Origin of the sequence: Geodermatophilus arenarius, from assembly GCF_042654585.1 — a bacterium.
Classification (GTDB): Bacteria; Actinomycetota; Actinomycetes; order Mycobacteriales; family Geodermatophilaceae; genus Geodermatophilus; species Geodermatophilus arenarius.
Map to the genome: position 1 here is coordinate 65,031 of NZ_JBHSGR010000007.1, position 17,942 is coordinate 82,972.

Here is a 17,942-nt window from a genome sequence, read left to right on the forward strand (position 1 = left end):
GAGCCGATGTTCCGCTACACGAAGGCGACGGCACTGCGCGAGGTGCTCGTCTGGGCCGTCGCCCTGCTGACCCTGCTGCCGTTCTACTTCCTCGTCATCAACGCGCTCAAGCCGGACGAGGAGCTGCTCACCACCGGGTCCTCGACCCCGCCGAGCCGGCCGACCCTCGAGAACTTCACCGAGGTGCTGACGGCCGGCGGTGACTCCAACATCCTGCTCGGCCTGTTCCACAGCGTGGTGATCACCGTGGGCAGCATCCTCGGCCTGGTCGCCTTCGGCTCACTGGCGGCCTACGTCCTGGCCCGCACGACGGCGAGGTGGGGGAGCGTCGCCTTCTACCTCTTCCTCGTCGCCATCGTGCTGCCGACCCAGCTCGGCCTCATCCCGCTCTACATCGGTGCCCGGCAGGTCGGCCTGGTCGGCTCGGTGTGGGGGATGATCGTCCTCTACGTCGGCACGCTCATGCCGCTGGCGGTCTTCCTCTACGCCGGGTTCTTCCGCAACCTCCCCCGGGACTACGAGGAGGCGGCCGCGCTCGACGGCGCCGGCCCGGCACGCGTGTTCCTCCGGGTCGTCCTGCCGCTGATGGCGCCGGCGACCGGGACGGTGGCGATCCTGACCGGCCTCATCGTCTGGAACGACTTCTTCACCGCGCTGATCTTCCTGGGCGGCTCGGACAGCCAGACGCTGACGGTGTCGATGTACTACTACGTCGGCTCGCTGGTCTCGGCCTGGAACAAGATCTTCGCCATCGTGATCATCTCGATGATCCCGATCCTGGCCTTCTACCTCTTCGCCCAGAAGCGCTTCATCCAGGGCTTCGCCGGCGGCATCAAGTAGGGCCCCAGGCTCCTCCCGCCGCCCGCCCGGCGGGAGGAGCGCCCCGCGCGGGCATCGACGGCGCCGATGCGCTCCATCACCAGGAACAGCACTCTCGTCATTGACTTCCTCCGACAATCGGAAGAAGTATGAGTCCCAGGTCACGCAGGTGGCCGCCGCACCACCGAAGGAGATCCCGTGGGCGATCGGATCCGGGCCGGCATCGTCGGTGTCGGCTTCATGGGCACGGTGCACGCCCGCGCCGTCCGGCGCGGCGGCGGTGTGGTCACCCGCGTCGCCGGGTCGACGCCGGAGTCCTCGCGGGCCGGTCGCGAGCGGATCGGGGCGGAGTCGGCCTGCGACACCGTCGAGGAGCTGCTGGCCGCCGACGACGTCGACGTGGTGCACGTGTGCACGCCCAACGCCTCGCACGCCCCGCTGGTGCGGGCGGCCGTCGCGGCCGGCAAGCACGTCGTGTGCGAGAAGCCGCTGGCCGTCGACGCCGCCGAGGCCGAGGAGCTGCGGGCGCTGGCCGCCGACGCCGGGGTGACCGCCACCGTGCCCTTCGTCTACCGCTTCTACCCGACCGTGCGCGAGGCCCGGGCCCGCGTGGCCGACGGGACGGCCGGTCCGGTGCGGCTGCTGCACGGCTCCTACCTGCAGGACTGGCTGGCCGACGGCGCCGACGACGACTGGCGGGTCGACGCCGCCACCGGCGGCGCCTCGCGGGCCTTCGCCGACATCGGCGTGCACTGGTGCGACCTGGTCGAGTTCGTCTCCGGCCACCGGATCACCCGGCTGGCCGCGCGCACGCTGACCGTGCACCCGGAGCGCGGTGGGCGCCCGGTGTCCACCGAGGACGCCGCCGTCGTGCTGTTCGAGACCGACCGCGGCGCGGTCGGCAACCTGACCGTCAGCCAGGTGACCCCCGGCCGGAAGAACCGGCTGTGGTTCTCCGTCGACGGCGCGGCCGAGAGCCTGTGCTTCGACCAGGAGAACCCCGACTCGCTGTGGATCGGCGGCCGCGAGGTCAACCGGCAGCTGCTGCGCGGCTCCTCCGAGCACCCGGCCGCCGCGCGCTACTCCGTCGTCCCCGCCGGCCACCCGCAGGGCTACCAGGACTGCTTCGACGCCTTCGTCGCCGACACGTACTCCGCCGTCGGCGGCGAGGCGCCCGACGGGCTGCCCACCTTCGCCGACGGCGCGCGCGCCGCCCGGGTCACGCGGGCGGTGCTGCGGTCCGCGGCGACGCAGGCCTGGGTGGAGGTCGCGGCGTGACCGGCACCCGGCTCACCGTCGGCGACCCCGCGCCGTCGTTCGTCCTCCCGGACACCGAGGGGGCGGCGGTCCGGCTCGACCCCGGCGCGCACACGGCGACCGTCGTCGTCTTCACCGCCAACGGCTGCCCGTTCGCCCGCGCCTGGCACGACCGCGTCCAGGACGTCGCCCGCTCCTACGCCGACCGGGACGTCGTCGTGCTGCAGGTCGTGAGCAACGACGAGACCGACCACCCCGAGGACTCCCTCGAGGGCATGCGGCGCCGCGTCGCCGCCGGCGAGCTCGCCGGTCCCTTCCTCCGCGACGCCGAGCAGTCGGCCGCCCGTGCCTACGGCGCCACCGCGACCCCCGAGGTCTTCGTCGTCGACCGGGCCGGGCTGGTCCGCTACCACGGCGCCCCCGACGGCGACCACGACGACCCGGCCCAGGACGCCGGCTGGCTGCGCGCCGCGCTCGACGACGTGCTGGCCGGGCGCGAGGTGACCCGGCCGCTGACCTCGCCGGCCGGCTGCTCGCTCAAGTGGCGGGTGGAGCTGCTCTGGTGGGCCGGCTGCCCCACGCACGACCGGGCCGCCGCCCTGCTCCGGGACACCCTCACCGAGCTCGGCCGGGCGGACGTGCACGTCGTCGAGCGCGAGGTCCGCACCCGCGAGGAGGCGGCGCAGCTCGGCTTCCCCGGGTCGCCCACCTTCACCGTCGGCCGCCGCGACCTCTTCCCCGTGGACACCCCGCCTGCCCTCACCTGCCGCGTCTACGCCCGCGACGACGGCCGCAGCTCGCCGCTGCCGGACGCCGCCGACCTCGACGCCCGCCTCCGGGACGCCCTCGCCCGCCCCTGGGACCTCCCGCACTGGGTGGACCCCCGCACGCCCGCCCGCGCCGACAGCCCGTCCTGACCGACCCCCACCCGCAGCAGGAGCAGTCATGGCATCGATCACCTACGACCGGATCACCAAGCGGTACCCGGACGGGACGCAGGCCGTCTCCGAGCTCGACCTGTCCATCCGCGACGGCGAGTTCCTCGTCCTCGTCGGTCCCTCCGGGTGCGGCAAGACGACCGCGCTGCGCATGGCCGCGGGCCTGGAGGAGATCTCCGACGGCCGGCTGCTCATCGGCGACCGCGTCGTGAACGAGGTGCACCCCTCGCAGCGCGACATCGCGATGGTCTTCCAGAACTACGCGCTCTACCCGCACATGTCCGTGCGGGACAACATCGGCTTCCCGCTGCTGTGCGCCGGTGTCGGCAAGGCCGAGGTCAGGCAGCGGGTGGACAGGGCGGCCGAGTCCCTCGGCCTCACCGAGCTGCTGCACCGCAAGCCGAAGGCGCTGTCCGGCGGGCAGCGGCAGCGGGTGGCCATGGGCCGGGCGATCGTGCGCCAGCCGCAGGCCTTCCTCATGGACGAGCCGCTGTCCAACCTCGACGCCAAGCTGCGCGGCCAGATGCGCGCCGAGATCCGCAACCTCCAGCGCGAGTACCGGACCACCACGCTCTACGTCACCCACGACCAGGTCGAGGCCATGACGATGGGCGACCGCATCGCGGTCCTGCGCAAGGGCGTGCTGCAGCAGCTGGGCACCCCGGACGAGCTCTACGAGTCCCCGGCCAACCTGTTCGTCGCCGAGTTCATCGGCTCCCCGCCGATGAACGTCCTGAGCGCCACCGTGACCCGGACGCCCACCGGCGCCGAGATCGTGCTCGGCTCCCAGCGGCTGGTGCTGCCGGCCGGCGCCCTCGACGCCCACCCGGCGCTCGCCGGCGCGGACGCCACCCCGGTCGCCCTCGGACTGCGTCCCGAGGCGCTGCGCGAGGCGGCCGGCGCCGATCCCGCGTGGCCGCGGCTGGTCGCCGACGTCGAGCTGGTGGAGAACCTCCCCCCGGAGAAGCTGCTCCACCTCCGCGTCGACGCCGACCCCGTCGTCACCGAGGCGACGCTGGAGATCGCCGCCGACATCGACCAGGCCGCCGCCGAGGACCTGCGGGCGCTGGGCTCCGGCTCGGTCCTCCACGCCCGGCTGCCCGGGACCGCGGCCGTCCGCGAGGGCACCCGCGCGCAGTTCGCCGTGCCGCCGTCGGCCCTGCACTTCTTCGACCTGTCCACCGGGCAGGCCATCGCCCCCCGGTCGCCGCGCCTGGCCGCGGCGACCGCCTGACCGGGAGGGATCCCCGTGAGCGCACCGGCACACCAGATCAAGCGGGGCGTGAGCCTCTACTCGTTCCAGGAGGAGTACTTCCTCCGGACGCTGTCCGTGGAGGACTGCATCCGCGTCGCCGGCGAGATCGGCGCCCGGGGCATCGAGATCATCCCCGAGCAGATGATCCCGGGGTTCCCGCACGTCAGCGACGAGTTCGTCGGGAACTGGTTCTCCTGGATGGAGCGGTACGGCACCACGCCGGTCGCCACCGACCTCTTCCTGGACACCAAGCTGCACCGGGACCGGTGGCTGACCCGCGAGGAGCAGGTCGCCTCGATCTGCCGCGACGTCGACATCGCCGTCCGGCTCGGCGCGACCGTCGTCCGGGCGATCATCAACACGCCGCCGGAGGTCATGGAGGAGGCGGCGCCCTACGCCGAGGAGCAGGGCGTCCGGCTGCTGCTCGAGGTGCACGCGCCCTTCCACTACGAGCACCCGTGGATCCTCGAGCACCTCGAGGTCATGTACCGCACGGGGTCGCCCGCGCTGGGGCTGATGCCCGATATGGGCGTCTACGTCGAGCGGTTCCCGCGCGTGGTCAGCGAGCGGGCGCTGCGGGACGGCGCCAAGCCCGAGCTGGTCGACCTGATCGTCGAGACCTACGACGACCACGGCGACACCCACGCCCTGATGGACATCGTCAACTACCGCGGCGGCGGCCCGGTCGACTTCGGCCTGGCCCGTCAGGCGACGCACTACATCTGGAGCGAGCCCAAGGCGATGCTCGAGCACATGCCCCTCATCGGGCACATCCAGGCGAAGTTCTACGAGATGACCGAGGACGGGGCCGAGTACTCGATCCCCTACGACCGGATCGTCCCGGTGCTGGTCGAGGGCGGCTTCGACGGCCACCTGTCCAGCGAGTACGAGGGCAACCGCCACATCCAGGACGTGCACCCCGTGGACAGCGTCGAGCAGGTCCGCCGCCAGCACGCCATGTTCGCCCGCCTGCTCGGCGAGACCACCGGAGAGGACGCCTGATGTTCGACAGGTACATCGTCTGCGAGGAGGGCTTCCGCGCCCTCGACGACGGCCGCACCGGCGGCGTCGTGGAGGTGCGGATGCCGTACTACCGCGGCCTGGCGCTGTCGATGGTCGAGGCCGTCGACCTCGTCCTCGACGGCCGCCCCGTGCCGCCGGCGCGCACCACCTTCACCGTGCACGGCAACACCTACACCTTCGACCAGCTGCCGCGGACCACCGACGACCGCTGGGAGATGGGGGAGCGGGCCCGGCTCACCTTCGAGACCGACGAGCCGCTGACGCCCGGCGAGCACGAGGTCGCCGTCGCGGTGCGCCTGCGCATCTCGTACATGCCGGTGCCCGGCGGCGGCCGCGACAGCAAGCGCCTGACGCTGGCCGCCTGAGAGGAACGGACATGGGACCCCTCGACGACCAGGTGGTGCGCGCCGACTCGCTCACCGCCACCCCCGACGGCCTGGACATCGCCGTCTACTCGCACTGGTACCGCGCCCTGCCGCTGCCCTCGCTGGCCCGCGTCGACCTCACCGTCGACGGCCGCCGGATCGACCCCGCCGAGCTGTCGGTCACCGTCAACGGCACCCGCCACCCGCTGACCGAGGTGGCCGGGGCCGGCGACGAGTACTGGTTCACCACCGACCCGCTGGTGCTGCACACGCCGGTCGAGACGGCGCCCGGCCGCGAGCACCGGGTCCAGCTGCTGCTGGGCCTGTCGATCCCCTACATCCTCACCGGTCCGGACCGGGTGCCCCTGGTGGCGCCCAGCGCCACCGACAAGACCCTGACCGCGGCGGGAGCACGCTCGTGACGGACACCGCGCCGGGGCTGCCCCGCCTCGGCACCACCCTGTTCAGCCTCACCCTCGAGCAGCGCCGTCCCGGCGGGGACTTCGCCTCGCTCGTCCGCGAGGTCGCCGCCCGCGACCTCGGCCCCGGGCTGGAGATGGTCGCCTTCCAGAGCCTGCGCGGCTGGCCCCGGCTGTCCGGGGACCAGGAGCGGGAGGTCCGCGGGGTCCTCGAGTCCTCGGGGCTCACGCCGTCGTGCCTGGCGATCAACAACGACCTGGGCCTGTACCCGGGCCGGCTGCTCTCGGACGACGAGTCCCACGAGTACGTCGCCGTGCAGCTGCGCGGGGCGGCCGCGCTCGGTTTCCCCGTCGCGCGCGTCGGCATCGAGACCGGCCCGGCGATCCTCGAGCGGCTGCTGCCGCTGGCCGAGGAGCTCGGCGTCAAGGTCGGCGTGGAGATCCACGCCCCGCTGACGCTCGACGCCCCGCCGGTCGCCGCGCTCAAGGAGCTGTTCACCCGGCTGGACACCCCGTGGCTGGGCTTCATCCCGGACATGAGCGCGAGCATGCGGGCGGTCCCGGACGCCGTCGACGACGCCCACCGGGCCGCCGGCATCGCCCCGGAGCTCACCGCGCTCACCAAGGAGCTGTGGGCCGAGCCCGGCCCGACCATGGCGAAGTTCCCGGAGCTGGAGCGGCGGGCGGCCGAGGCCGGGGCCACGCCGCCCCAGATCGGCAACCTCAAGATGCTGTTCACCATGCACGGGCGCATGGCGCCCGAGCGGTGGGCCGACTTCTTCCCCCACGTCGTCCACGTGCACGGCAAGTTCTACGGGATCGTCGAGGGCCCCGACGGCCTCACCGACCCGTCGATCGACTGGCCGGCCGTCGCGCGCGTCCTGCGCGAGCAGGGCTACGACGGCTTCGTCTCCAGCGAGTACGAGGCCCACGCCTACAGCGACCGGTACAGCGCCTTCGACCAGGTCCGCGCGCAGCACGACATGCTCAAGCGGCTGCTCGAGGCCGAACCCGCGGTGGCCGCCCGATGAGCACGTCCCACGACGTCGACGTCGTCGTCGTCGGTTCCGGGCCGGTCGGCACCGCGGTGGCGCGGGAGCTGGCCGACACCGGATCCGGCCTGCGCGTCCTGGTGCTCGAGGCCGGGCAGGCGCTCGGTGACCCGGCCGGCGGCCACGTGAAGAACATCGCCGACGTCGAGGCCCGCGACGCCGCCCTCGCGGCGCTGGCGACGGGGCCCGGTCCGCTGCCGGGCGGCACGCCGGCCCGGCCGGGCACCGCCCTGGTCGGCGCTCCGGACATGCCCAACGCGGCGATCTCGACCAACGTCGGCGGGATGGGCGCGCACTGGACCGCGGCCTGCCCGCGGCCGGTCGACGACGAGGTGCCCGACTGCGTGGACCCCGACGTGCTGGACGAGGCGCTGACCCGCGCCGAGGCGCTGCTGGCGGTGACGACGCACGCCTTCGACCGGGCGCCGCTGACCGGCGCGGTGCAGCGGGTCCTGGGCGAGCTGTTCGACCGGCCGCACCGCCGGCCGGTCGGCGCGATGCCGGTGGCGGTCACGGTCGGCGAGGACGGCTCGCTGCACTGGACCGGCCCGGCGATCATCGCGGGGGACCTGTGGGAGCGGCCGGGCGTGGAGCTGCGCACCGGCACCCTGGCCCGGCGCGTCCTGCTGGACGGCGACCGGGTGACCGGCGTGGAGGCGGTCGACCTGGCGTCGGGGGAGCGGTACACGATCCCCGCCCGCGCCGTCGTCGTCGCCGCCGATGCCTTCCGCACGCCGCAGCTGCTGTGGGCCTCGGGCATCCGGCCGCAGGCGCTCGGCCGGTACCTCACCGAGCACCCGCAGGTGATGGCCGCCTCCCTGCTCGACGAGCGGTACGTCCCGGCGGACGCGCCCGTCGACGCGGACCTCCCGGTCACCGCCGCCGCCGCGCCGGGCGGCGGGGCGATCGTCCCGGTCTCCGGTGTCTCCTGGGTGCCCTACGCCGCCGACCGGCCGTTCCACGGCCAGGTCATGCAGATGGACGCCTCGCCGGTGCCGCTGGACCCCGGCCTCACCGTCCGGCGCGGCCAGGTGGTGGGCCTGGGCTGGTTCTGCCGCAAGGAGCTCTCGCCGGACAACCGCGTCCGGTTCGACGAGGGCGACCTCGACCCGCACGGGCTGCCGGCCATCCGCATCGACTACGCCCTCAGCGACGCCGACCGCGCCTCCGTCGCCGCGGCCGTCGAGGAGGTCGCCTCGGCGGCACGGGCCCTGGGCCGCCCGCTCGGGGAGCCGTTCGTCATGCCCCCGGGCAGCTCGCTGCACTACCTCGGCACGACCCGGATGGGCCGCACCGACGACGGCACCAGCGTCTGCGACCCGACCGGCCGCGTCTGGGGCACCGCCAACCTCTACGTCGGCGGCAACAACGTCATCCCCACGGCGACCGCCTGCAACCCCACCCTCACCGCCGTCGCGTTCGGCGTGCTCACCGCCCGGGCCGTGGCCGCGCAGCTGGCCGCTCAGCCGGCCGCTCAGCCGGCCGCTCAGCCGGCCACGACCCCCGTCGCCGAGGAGGCGCACGCATGACCGCCCGCATCCTGATCGTCGGCAGTGGGCCGACCGGGGCCACCCACGCCCGGGTGCTGCTCGAGCAGCTGACCGACGTCTCGGTGCTCATGGTCGAGGCCGGGCCGCTCGTCAGCCGCCCGGCCGGCATGAACGTCAAGAACATCCCCGACCCGGAGGAGCAGGCGGCGGCGCGGCTGGCCTCCCAGGGGCGGTCCAGCGAGAGCGGCGTGTCGGGCATCCCCGGCGGCGTCGTCGTCGAGGGGACGATCACCGCCCGGCAGGGCACCCACCTCATCGGCCGCGCCGCCGACGGCTCACCGGGCATGCCCGCGGCGGCCGGCGCCACCTGCGTCGGCGGCCAGGGCGTCCACTGGACCTGCGCCACGCCGCGACCGGTGGGCAGCGAGCGGATCCCGTTCCTCGACGCGGCCGAGTGGGAGGAACTGGTCACCGAGGCCGAGGAGCTGCTGCACGTCCACCGTCCGGACTTCGCGGGCTCGCCGCAGGCGACCGCGATCCTCGAGACGGTCCGCGCCGAGTTCGCCCCCGACGGCATCACCGTCCGTCCGCTGCCGGTGGCCGCCGACCCGCGGCCGGACGGCTCCCTGCGCTGGAGCGGCACCGACGTCGTCCTCGACGGCGTCCCCGCCGACGACCGCTTCACCCTGCGCGCGGAGACCCTCTGCGTCCGGCTGGTCCGCGAGGGGGACCGGGTGGTGGGCGCGGTGCTGCGCGACCTGCGCACCGGCACCGAGGAGGAGGTGCGCGCCGACGCGGTCGTCGTCGCCGCCGACGCCCTGCGCACGCCGCAGCTGCTGTGGGCCTCCGGCATCCGGCCCGCCGCGCTCGGCCGGTACCTGACCGAGCACCCGCTGCTGTTCGGCGTGGTGGCCGTGCGGCCGGACCTGCTGCCCGAGCGGGAGGACCCGACGGCCCCGGTCGACCCGATCCGGGCGATCGTGTCCGTCGGCTTCGACGAGGAGCGGCACCCGTACCACGCCCAGCTGATGTGGAACCCGGTGTCGCCGGCGCCGCTGCCCGAGGGCAGCCGGTTCCGGGACAACCCCGCCGGCTACGTGGGCATGGGCTGGGGCATCCGCAAGTGGCCCCGCCCCGAGGACCGGCTGACCTTCGAGGACGACCGGCCCGACGAGCACGGCCTGCCGGGCATCCGGATCGCCTACGAGCTCACCGAGCGCGAGGAGGCCGAGTTCGCCCGCGCCCGCGTGCACCAGGCGCGCGCGGCCGCCGCGCTCGGGGAGTTCGTCGACGGGATGCCGAAGGTCATGCCCGCCGGCAGCTCCCTGCACTACATGGGCACCGTCCGCACGGGACCGGCCGACGACGGCACCAGCGTCTGCGACCCCTTCTCCCGCGTGTGGGGCGTGCCCGGCCTGGTGCTCGCCGGCAACGGGCTCATCCCGACCGCCAACTCGTGCAACCCGACGCTCACCAGCGTGGCCCTCGCCATCCGGGCCGCCCGGGCGCTCGCGGCCGACCTCGCCGGCGAGCCGGCGGTGGCGGGCGCGGCGAGCGAGTAGCGGCACCCCCAGGACCCCGACGACCCCCCGAGGACAGGAGCCGGCATGACGACCACGGAGACCTCCGTCGAGGCACTCGCCCGACGCGTCGACGAGCTGCAGGAGCAGCTGGAGCAGACACGGCGGGAGGCCACCCGCGCCGCCGACCGCGGCGCGGTGGACAACGTCTTCAACCGCTACATGCACTACCACAACGCCTACGAGGACGAGCGGATCATCGCCGAGCTCTGGGCGAAGCCGGGCACCCCCGGCATGTGGTCCCGCTACAACAACGTCGGCCGCTACACGACCTACGAGTCGGTGACCGCCTACCACCGCGGCCGCCCGCGCCCGGTCGGCAAGCTGCTGTTCCACTACGCGACCACCCCGGTCATCGAGGTCGGCGCCGACGGGCAGACCGCCAAGGGCATCTGGATCATGGCCGGCCTGGAGTCCGGGCTCATGGACCCCGAGGTCGCCGAGAGCGTCCCGCCGTGGGTCTTCTCCGGCGGGGAGGTCGACGGCAAGCCGGTGTGGGCGCACTGGGTGTGGTGCAAGTACGGCGTCGACTTCGTCAAGCAGGACGGCGAGTGGCGGATCTGGCACTTCCGCTGCTACGAGGTCGCCCGGGCGCCGTTCAACCGGGACTGGATCTCCTTCGCCAAGGACAACCAGGAGAGCCACGACTCGCAGCTCGCCTGGTTCGGCGACGACGGCGTCCCCGTCTTCCTGCCGCCGGTCGACGAGCCGGTGGAGACCGTCTACCACCCGTACGCCAACGACCGGGCGCAGACGCTCGACCCGGTGCCGCCGACGCCGTACACCGAGTTCGAGGACACGTTCAAGTAGTGGGCGCCGCGACCCCGGAGCAGGTGGACGCCCCCGCGGCGTCCCCTGCTCCCGGCGTCGCGCGCGCCGGCGAGGTCCGGCGACCCGGGCTGGTCCTCGCGGTGGCGTGCGCGGCGCAGTTCATCTGCGTGCTCGACACCTCGATCGTCAACGTCGCGCTCCCGCCGATGCAGGAGAGCCTCGGCCTCTCGGCCACCGGCCTGCAGTGGGTGGTGAGCAGCTACACGCTCACCTTCGCCGGCTTCCTCCTGCTCGGCGGCCGGGTCGGCGACCTCTGGGGCCGTCGGCGGGCCTTCCTCGCCGGGCTGGCGATCTTCTCGGTGGCCAGCCTGGCCGGTGGTCTGGCCCAGGAGGGCTGGCAGCTGGTGGCGGCGCGCTTCGTGCAGGGCGTGGGTGGCGCGGTCCTGGTGCCGACGACGCTGAGCCTGGTGACCACCGGGTTCCCCGACCCGCGGGCCAAGGCGCGGGCGCTCGGACTGCTCACCGCGGCGGCCGCCGCCGGTGGCGGTCTGGGAGGCGTCATCGGCGGCGTGCTCACGGGCCTGCTGAGCTGGCGGTGGGTGCTGTTCGTCAACGTCCCCCTGGGGGCGCTGCTCGTCGTCGCGGCGGCCGGCGCGCTGGCCGGCCGGCCGCCCGGGCACACCCGGGGGCGCCTGGACCTGCCGGGGTCGGTGTCGGTGACGGCCGGGACCGCCCTGCTCGTCGCCGCGGTGATCCTCGGGGAGGAGCGGGGCTGGCTGTCGGGACCGGCCCTGGCCTGCCTCGGCGGTGCGGTCGCCGCGCTGGCGGCCTTCGTGGTGGTGGAACGCCGGGTGCCGCAGCCGGTGGTCCCGCTGTCGGTCCTGCGCGTCCGGCCGGTGTCGGTGGCCAACGGCCTGGCCGCGCTGACCGGCGGCGTCCTCCCGGCGATGATGTTCTTCCTCGTCCTGTACCTGCAGCAGGTCCGGGACCTGGACCCGCTGACGGCCGGGCTCGCGCTGGCACCGAGTGCGGTGGGCATCGCGCTCGGCGCGCAGCTGGCCCCCCGCCTGCTGGACCCGCTGGGCCCGCGGGGCGTGTTCCTCCTGGGGACGCTGCTGAGCGCGGCCGCGCTCGTCTGGCTGTCGGCCATCGACGTCGAGGGCTCCTATCCCCGGGACGTCCTCGTGCCGCTGGTGCTGGCGATGACCGGCTTCGGCATCGCCGGGCTGCCGCTCACCGTGACGGCCACCTCCGGCCTGGGGAGCGACCGGGCGGGCCTGGCCTCGGGCCTGCTCACGACGGCCAAGCAGGTGGGCAGCGCCGTGGGGCTCGCCGCCCTGGTGGCGCTGGCGACCGCGCGGACGGCGTCGGCCGGTGACCCCGGGGAGGCCGCCCTGACCGGCGGGTTCGCCGCCGGCCTGCTTGGCGGCACCGTCCTGCTGCTGGCCGCCTGCCTCCTCGGCCTGGCGCTGCCGGGCCGGCGCAGGGGGCGGCATCAGCCCGGCTGATGCCGGGCATCGACCGGATGAGCTTGTGCCGCAGGTCACCGGTCGCCACGATTTCTGTACAGAACATGCATAAATGACCCGCCGGGCTCCGGCAGAGGGGAACCGACCGTGGCATGGACCAAGTGGTCCTACATGGACCACTGGGTGACGGAGACGCCGCAGGGGCCGCAGCCCCCGTCGTTCAACCGCGCCTACATGGACCGGTACGTCAAGCAGCTGTCCGCCCTGGGCTTCACGGGCTTCGACACCTTCTTCTTCTACCTGCACGCGCTCGCCGGGATGTACGGCTCGGTGCCGGGCTTCGAGCGGTTCCTGCAGGACAACGGGTTCGAGAAGATCACCGGGATCTTTTCCGCCTACCCGTCGGCCACGAGGTACACCGCGCCCCACGTCCGGGAGACGCACGACCGGATCGTCGCCGACTGCACGAACACCCTGCGCACCTGCGAGGGCCTGACCGGCGTCGAGAACTTCATCGTCATGCCGACGTCCACCCACTGGCAGACCGAACCGGTCACCGACGACACGATCAAGGTCGTCGCGGACCTGTGGAACCGGGTCGGCAGGCTGACCCTCGAGCACGGGATGAAGACCACCTGCCACTTCGAGTTCTGGGGCGCCATCCGCACCCGCCCGCAGCTCGAGCTGTTCTTCGAGTACACCGACCCGGAGTACGTCTTCTTCTTCTGCGACACCGCCCAGCACACGATCGCCGGCGTCGACCCGATCCAGCTGTTCCGCGACTACCGGGACCGCTGCACCGGGTTCCACTTCAAGGACACCAGGAACGTCGACGAGCACGAGGCCTACCGCACGCCGCCGGACCCGGAGCTGATGGCGCCGCACGTGACCCGGTGGTTCTACGAGATGGGCGAGGGCGGCCTGGTCGACTTCCCGACGCTCATGAAGGAGATCGTCACCTCCGGCTACGACGGCTGGCTGACCGTCGAGCACGACAAGGCCGAGCTCGGCGGCGGCAGCTACGCCGAGGCCACCGCCGTGGCCAAGTGGTACATCGACAACGTGCTCGCCGAGGCCGAGGCCGAGGCGCGCCGCGGACTAGAGAGCGCGCGATGAGGGACACCCTGCGCTGGGCCTACGCCCTCAACCAGTGGAACGTCCGGCTGGACGTCTTCGTCCGGCACGAGGACCAGCAGCGCGCGCTGAAGACCGTCTCCGCCTGCGGGTTCGACCACGTCGAGCTGGCGTCGGGCACCGGCCGCTGGGACAACATCAGCCGCCCCGAGGTCATCCTGCTCAACCACGGCAGCCACGCCGGCTTCCTCGACTTCCTGCGCCGGGCGGAGGTGCGGGGCGTCTCCAGCATGTTCTGGGACCCGCAGGCGCCCGCGGAGGAGGAGGAGGGGTACGCCTTCCGCTCGACGGCGGACCCGGACGACCACGACGCGATCGTCGAGTGGGCGAAGCCGTTCGTGGACTTCCTCGCCGGCGTCGGCGCGGAGCAGCTCGTCGTCCGCCCGGTCGGCTCGGCCTGGATGAGCCCGCCGCTCGGCGCCGACGGGATCAAGGTCGTCGGCGACGTCTGGAACCGGATCGGCGAGCTGACGTCCGCAGCCGGCCTGGGCCTGGCGCTGCACTACGACTGCCTGGGCGCCGTGCACACCGCCGACGAGCTGACGGCGCTGCTCGACGCGACCGACCCGGCCGCCGTCGGCCTCGCCCTGGACACCGCCGAGTTCACGATCGGCGGCATCGACCCGGTCGCCTTCTACCGCGAGCACGCCGACCGGGTGACCCACGTGCACCTCAAGGACACCCGCTACGCCGACACCGGCGAGGAGTACCTCATGCCCGGGGCCGAGAGCACGATGCTCAAGGGCGGCGCCGGACGGCGGATCGAGCGCTGGTTCTTCGAGCTGGGCACCGAGGGCGGGCTGGTCGACGTCCCCGGCTTCGTCGCGGCCCTGCGCGAGCGGGACTTCCCCGGCTGGGTCGTCGTCGAGAGCGACCACGGCGGCAACCCGGCCGAGCTGGCGATGCTCAACAGCTGGTACCTGCAGCACGAGCTGGGGGTGGCCAAGCGATGAGCGCACCCGGGACGGACGCCGGCGAGCGGCGCGTCAAGTGGAGCTACATGGACCACTGGCGCAGCAACGGGCCCTCGGGGCCGGTCGACCAGTGGCACTCGCACAGGACGATGTCGGCGTTCCTCAAGCAGGTGAAGGCGACCGGCTTCGACGCCATCGACACCTTCGACTTCCGCATCTGGCAGATCCTCGGCGACTACGGCGGTCCCGCGAAGTACCAGGAGATGGTCCAGGACCACGGCCTGGAGCGGATCGTCAACACCTTCCACGCCGCCGACTACGACCTGCGGAACTACGCGCCCCACCTGCCGGAGACCCACGAGAACATCCTCGAGGACTTCCGGGTGACCATGGGCCGCTGGTCGGAGATCCGGCTCGACAACATCATCGTGATGCCGGCGACGCTGTACTACGACATGGAGCCGGTCACCGCGGACAAGATCAAGACCACCGCGGAGCTGTGGAACAAGGTCGGCGAGATCACCGCGAGCCACGGCGTCCGGCTCACCTGCCACCACGAGTTCTTCTGCGGCATCCAGAGCGAGCCGGACATCGAGCTGTTCTACGAGCACACCGACCCGCGGTACGTGTCGCTGTTCGTCGACACCGCGCAGCACTGCATCGCCGGCGTCGACCCGGTGGCCCTGTACCGGCGGCACGCGCACCGGGTCAGCGGCTTCCACTTCAAGGACACCCGCAACGTCGCGACCGGGGACGACCACCGGCACCGGCCGGACTCCGAGATCATGGCGCCGACCACCGGGAAGTGGTTCTACGAGATGGGCACCCCGCACGGGCTCGTCGACTTCGAGGCGATGATGACCGCGGTCCGGGACAACGGGTACCGCGGCTGGATCTCCGTCGAGCACGACAAGGCCAACAAGGAGGGCGGCGACTACTCCGAGAGCACCGCGATCTCCCGCTGGTACGCGAAGAACGTCCTCGAGGAGATCTACCGGTGAGCGGCGTCCGGTGGTCCTACGCGATCAACCAGTGGAAGCCCCAGTTCGACGACTTCGTCCGCCGCGAGCAGCACGAGCGGGCGCTGAAGACCCTCTCGATCGCCGGGTTCGAGGGCGTCGAGCTCACCTCGGGCAGCGGCCGCTGGGAGCCGCTGGGCAACCCGCAGCAGCTGGAGGCGAACTTCGGTTCCCTCGCCGGCTTCCGCGCCTTCCTCACCGACTGCGCCGTCGACTGCGTCTCCAGCTGGGCGTGGGACCCGATGCAGCGCTCGACGGAGCACCTGACCGGCCCGCTGTCGCCGCTGTCGGCGGACGACGCCCCCGCGCTGGCCGAGCGGGCGGGGGAGTTCGCCGCGGCCCTCGCCGAGCTCGGCGGATCGGTCCTGCTCGTCCGGCCGGCACCGTCGGCCGGGGCGGCGGAGCCCCTCGACGACGACGCGATCGGCCGGCTGGCCGCCTGCTGGGAGCGGGTCGCCCGGACCACCCGGCAGCACGGCGTCGAGACGGCGCTGCACGTGGACTTCCTGTCCGCGCTGCGCCGCGGCGACGCCCTCGAGCGGCTGCTGGCGCGCACCGACCCCGACCTGGTCGGCCTCGCCGTGGACACCGGCGAGGACGCCGTCGCCGGGGTGGACTCGGTCCGGGTGATCGAGCAGCACGGCGACCGGATCCGGCACGTCCAGTTCAAGGACGCCCTCGCCGTCGACGCCGAGGAGGAGTACCTGCAGCCGGCCGCCGAGTACACGGTCCGGGCCCGCGGCGGCGTCCGCGAGGTGCCCCGCTGGTTCGGGGAGCCGGGCGTGGACGGCGGCCTCGTCGACTTCGCCGCGGTCACCCGCGCGCTCCTGGCGGCGCGGTACTCCGGCTGGATCGTCGTGGAGAGCGACCAGAGCCCGCACCCGGCCGCGAGCGCCCTGCTCGCCGGCTACCTCGTGCAGCGCGAGCTGCGGCCGCTCGTGGAGGGCGCCGCACCGGAGGGGGTCTCCTGATGGCCACCGGCGACACCGTCCTCACCGCCGACAGCCTGGTCCGGCGGCCGGAGGGCCTCGGCATCGCGCTCACCCTGCCCTGGTACCGCAGCCTCTGGCTGTCCAGCGTCAGCGACATCGCGGTCTCCGTCGAGGGCCGCGCGGTCCCCGAGGACGACCTGCGGGTCGAGCTGGGGGAGCGGGTCCTCGGGGTCGGCGAGCTCCGGGAGCAGTGGGACGTCCTCTGGTTCGTCCAGGACCGGCTCGTGGTCGTCGTCCCGCTCGACGAGCCGCCGGCCGAGGGGCAGGAGGTCGACGTCGAGGTGACCGTCGACCTGCGGCTGCCCTACATGCAGATCGCGCCGACGACGTACGTCACCAACCACGCCCGCGACCGCCGTTCCCTGATCGCGCACGGAGCCGCCCGATGACCGCCACCGCTCCCGCGCCTGCCGCGGAGCCCGCCGTGCCGGGCAGCGGCATCACGCTCGGGCTCACGCTCTACTCGCTGACCAGCGAGTGGGCCGCCGGCCGCTACGACCTGGCCGGCCTGCTCGACGTCGTCGACGCCGCGGGCATCGGCCCCGGGATCGAGATCGTCGCCTCCCAGACGATCCGCACCTACCCGGAGGTGACGCCGGAGTTCGTCCGGGACTGGCGGGACGCGTTCGACCGGCACGGCTTCGTGCCCAGCTCGTTCGGCTGCAACCTCGACACGGGCCGCCGCCGCGACCGGGACATGACGCCGGACGAGGAGTTCGAGTTCACCGTCGCCCAGTTCCGCAGCGCGCACGCGCTCGGCTTCCCGCTGGTGCGCATCCAGAGCGCGAAGCCGGAGCTGATCCGCCGGCTGCTGCCGGTGGCCGAGGAGCTCGACCTCACCATGGGCTGGGAGCTGCACGCCCCGCTCGGGCCGAACTCGCCGAAGGTCCTGGAGATCCGCGAGACGTACGCGGAGATCGGCTCGGAGCGGCTGGGCTTCGTCGCCGACTTCAGCTCCACCATGCGCGCCATGTCGCCGACGATCCTGCGCAAGCTCGGGAGGATGGGCCTGGCGCAGCAGGACCTCGACGAGCTGCAGCGGATCTGGGCCACCGACGCGGACATCAACGCCCGCCACGGGGAGTTCGTCGAGTACCTGCACTCCCGCGGCACCGCCCCGGAGTCGCTCGGCTCCTTCGCCCGGCTGGCGTTCAACATGCACGGCCACGTCGACCCCGCCGAGTGGGCCGACATCATGCCGCAGATCACGCACGTGCACGCCAAGTTCTACGACATCGACGAGCACGGCGACGAGCCGGCCATCGACTACCCGGCGATCGTGCGCGAGTTCGTCCGCGGCGGGTACTCGGGCTTCTTCTCCAGCGAGTGGGAGGGCCACGCCTTCGCCGACCTCGACGAGGCCGACCCGGTCGACCTCGTCCGCAAGCAGCACGACCTCATCCGCCGGTCGATCACGGCCGCCCTCTCCGAGAAGGACTCCTGAC

18 protein-coding genes are annotated in these 17,942 nt (G+C 73.3%); all 18 read left to right on the forward strand.

What is annotated here, in order from left to right:
• Positions 1-6 precede the first annotated feature (6 nt).
• The 18 genes from ACFO3M_RS08265 (at position 7) to ACFO3M_RS08350 (ending at position 17,941) form a co-directional block, all read left to right on the forward strand.
• Positions 7-840 carry a carbohydrate ABC transporter permease gene (locus tag ACFO3M_RS08265; protein ID WP_387988095.1) on the forward strand — a complete coding sequence of 278 codons (834 nt, stop codon included), beginning with the start codon at positions 7-9 and terminating at the stop codon, positions 838-840.
• A 177-nt stretch (positions 841-1,017) separates the two neighbouring features.
• A complete protein-coding gene (locus tag ACFO3M_RS08270) occupies positions 1,018-2,097 on the forward strand; it encodes a Gfo/Idh/MocA family protein (RefSeq protein WP_387988096.1) in 1,080 nt (359 codons plus the stop codon).
• Positions 2,094-2,993, forward strand: coding sequence for a thioredoxin family protein (locus tag ACFO3M_RS08275; protein ID WP_387988097.1), 900 nt, complete (start codon positions 2,094-2,096; stop codon positions 2,991-2,993). The genes ACFO3M_RS08270 and ACFO3M_RS08275 overlap by 4 nt, the downstream gene beginning before the upstream one ends.
• 28 nt (positions 2,994-3,021) lie before the next feature.
• Positions 3,022-4,248, forward strand: coding sequence for an ABC transporter ATP-binding protein (locus tag ACFO3M_RS08280; protein ID WP_387988098.1), 1,227 nt, complete (start codon positions 3,022-3,024; stop codon positions 4,246-4,248).
• Positions 4,249-4,263: 15 nt separating this feature from the next.
• The gene (locus ACFO3M_RS08285; protein WP_387988099.1) at positions 4,264-5,271 is read left to right on the forward strand and encodes a sugar phosphate isomerase/epimerase family protein; all 1,008 of its coding nucleotides are present in this window, start codon (positions 4,264-4,266) and stop codon (positions 5,269-5,271) included.
• Positions 5,271-5,657, forward strand: a complete 387-nt coding sequence (locus ACFO3M_RS08290; protein ID WP_387988100.1) for a C-glycoside deglycosidase beta subunit domain-containing protein — start codon at positions 5,271-5,273, stop codon at positions 5,655-5,657. Before ACFO3M_RS08285 ends, ACFO3M_RS08290 begins: the two co-directional genes overlap by 1 nt.
• Positions 5,658-5,668: 11 nt before the next feature.
• A complete protein-coding gene (locus ACFO3M_RS08295; RefSeq protein WP_387988101.1) occupies positions 5,669-6,079 on the forward strand; it encodes a C-glycoside deglycosidase beta subunit domain-containing protein in 411 nt (136 codons plus the stop codon).
• Positions 6,076-7,107, forward strand: a complete 1,032-nt coding sequence (locus ACFO3M_RS08300) for a sugar phosphate isomerase/epimerase family protein (RefSeq protein WP_387988102.1) — start codon at positions 6,076-6,078, stop codon at positions 7,105-7,107. Before ACFO3M_RS08295 ends, ACFO3M_RS08300 begins: the two co-directional genes overlap by 4 nt.
• Positions 7,104-8,657: a GMC oxidoreductase gene (locus ACFO3M_RS08305; protein WP_387988103.1), complete on the forward strand. Its 1,554-nt coding sequence runs from the start codon at positions 7,104-7,106 to the stop codon at positions 8,655-8,657. The genes ACFO3M_RS08300 and ACFO3M_RS08305 overlap by 4 nt, the downstream gene beginning before the upstream one ends.
• Positions 8,654-10,180, forward strand: a complete 1,527-nt coding sequence (locus ACFO3M_RS08310; protein WP_387988104.1) for a GMC oxidoreductase — start codon at positions 8,654-8,656, stop codon at positions 10,178-10,180. The genes ACFO3M_RS08305 and ACFO3M_RS08310 overlap by 4 nt, the downstream gene beginning before the upstream one ends.
• Before the next feature lie 45 nt (positions 10,181-10,225).
• Positions 10,226-11,008 carry a nuclear transport factor 2 family protein gene (locus ACFO3M_RS08315; protein ID WP_387988105.1) on the forward strand — a complete coding sequence of 261 codons (783 nt, stop codon included), beginning with the start codon at positions 10,226-10,228 and terminating at the stop codon, positions 11,006-11,008.
• Positions 11,008-12,477, forward strand: a complete 1,470-nt coding sequence (locus ACFO3M_RS08320; RefSeq protein ID WP_387988106.1) for an MFS transporter — start codon at positions 11,008-11,010, stop codon at positions 12,475-12,477. Before ACFO3M_RS08315 ends, ACFO3M_RS08320 begins: the two co-directional genes overlap by 1 nt.
• Positions 12,478-12,585: 108 nt before the next feature.
• Positions 12,586-13,554, forward strand: a complete 969-nt coding sequence (locus tag ACFO3M_RS08325) for a sugar phosphate isomerase/epimerase family protein (protein WP_387988107.1) — start codon at positions 12,586-12,588, stop codon at positions 13,552-13,554.
• Positions 13,551-14,525: a sugar phosphate isomerase/epimerase family protein gene (locus tag ACFO3M_RS08330; RefSeq protein ID WP_387988108.1), complete on the forward strand. Its 975-nt coding sequence runs from the start codon at positions 13,551-13,553 to the stop codon at positions 14,523-14,525. The genes ACFO3M_RS08325 and ACFO3M_RS08330 overlap by 4 nt, the downstream gene beginning before the upstream one ends.
• The gene (locus ACFO3M_RS08335) at positions 14,522-15,487 is read left to right on the forward strand and encodes a sugar phosphate isomerase/epimerase family protein (RefSeq protein ID WP_387988109.1); all 966 of its coding nucleotides are present in this window, start codon (positions 14,522-14,524) and stop codon (positions 15,485-15,487) included. The genes ACFO3M_RS08330 and ACFO3M_RS08335 overlap by 4 nt, the downstream gene beginning before the upstream one ends.
• Positions 15,484-16,476 (forward strand): sugar phosphate isomerase/epimerase family protein, encoded by a 993-nt coding sequence (locus ACFO3M_RS08340; protein WP_387988110.1) that lies wholly within the window; start codon positions 15,484-15,486, stop codon positions 16,474-16,476. The genes ACFO3M_RS08335 and ACFO3M_RS08340 overlap by 4 nt, the downstream gene beginning before the upstream one ends.
• Complete coding sequence (locus ACFO3M_RS08345; RefSeq protein ID WP_387988111.1) at positions 16,476-16,886, forward strand: C-glycoside deglycosidase beta subunit domain-containing protein; 411 nt, start codon at positions 16,476-16,478, stop codon at positions 16,884-16,886. The genes ACFO3M_RS08340 and ACFO3M_RS08345 overlap by 1 nt, the downstream gene beginning before the upstream one ends.
• Entirely contained in the window at positions 16,883-17,941 is a 1,059-nt protein-coding gene (locus ACFO3M_RS08350) for a sugar phosphate isomerase/epimerase family protein (RefSeq protein WP_387988112.1), read from the forward strand. Before ACFO3M_RS08345 ends, ACFO3M_RS08350 begins: the two co-directional genes overlap by 4 nt.
• Position 17,942 lies beyond the last annotated feature (1 nt).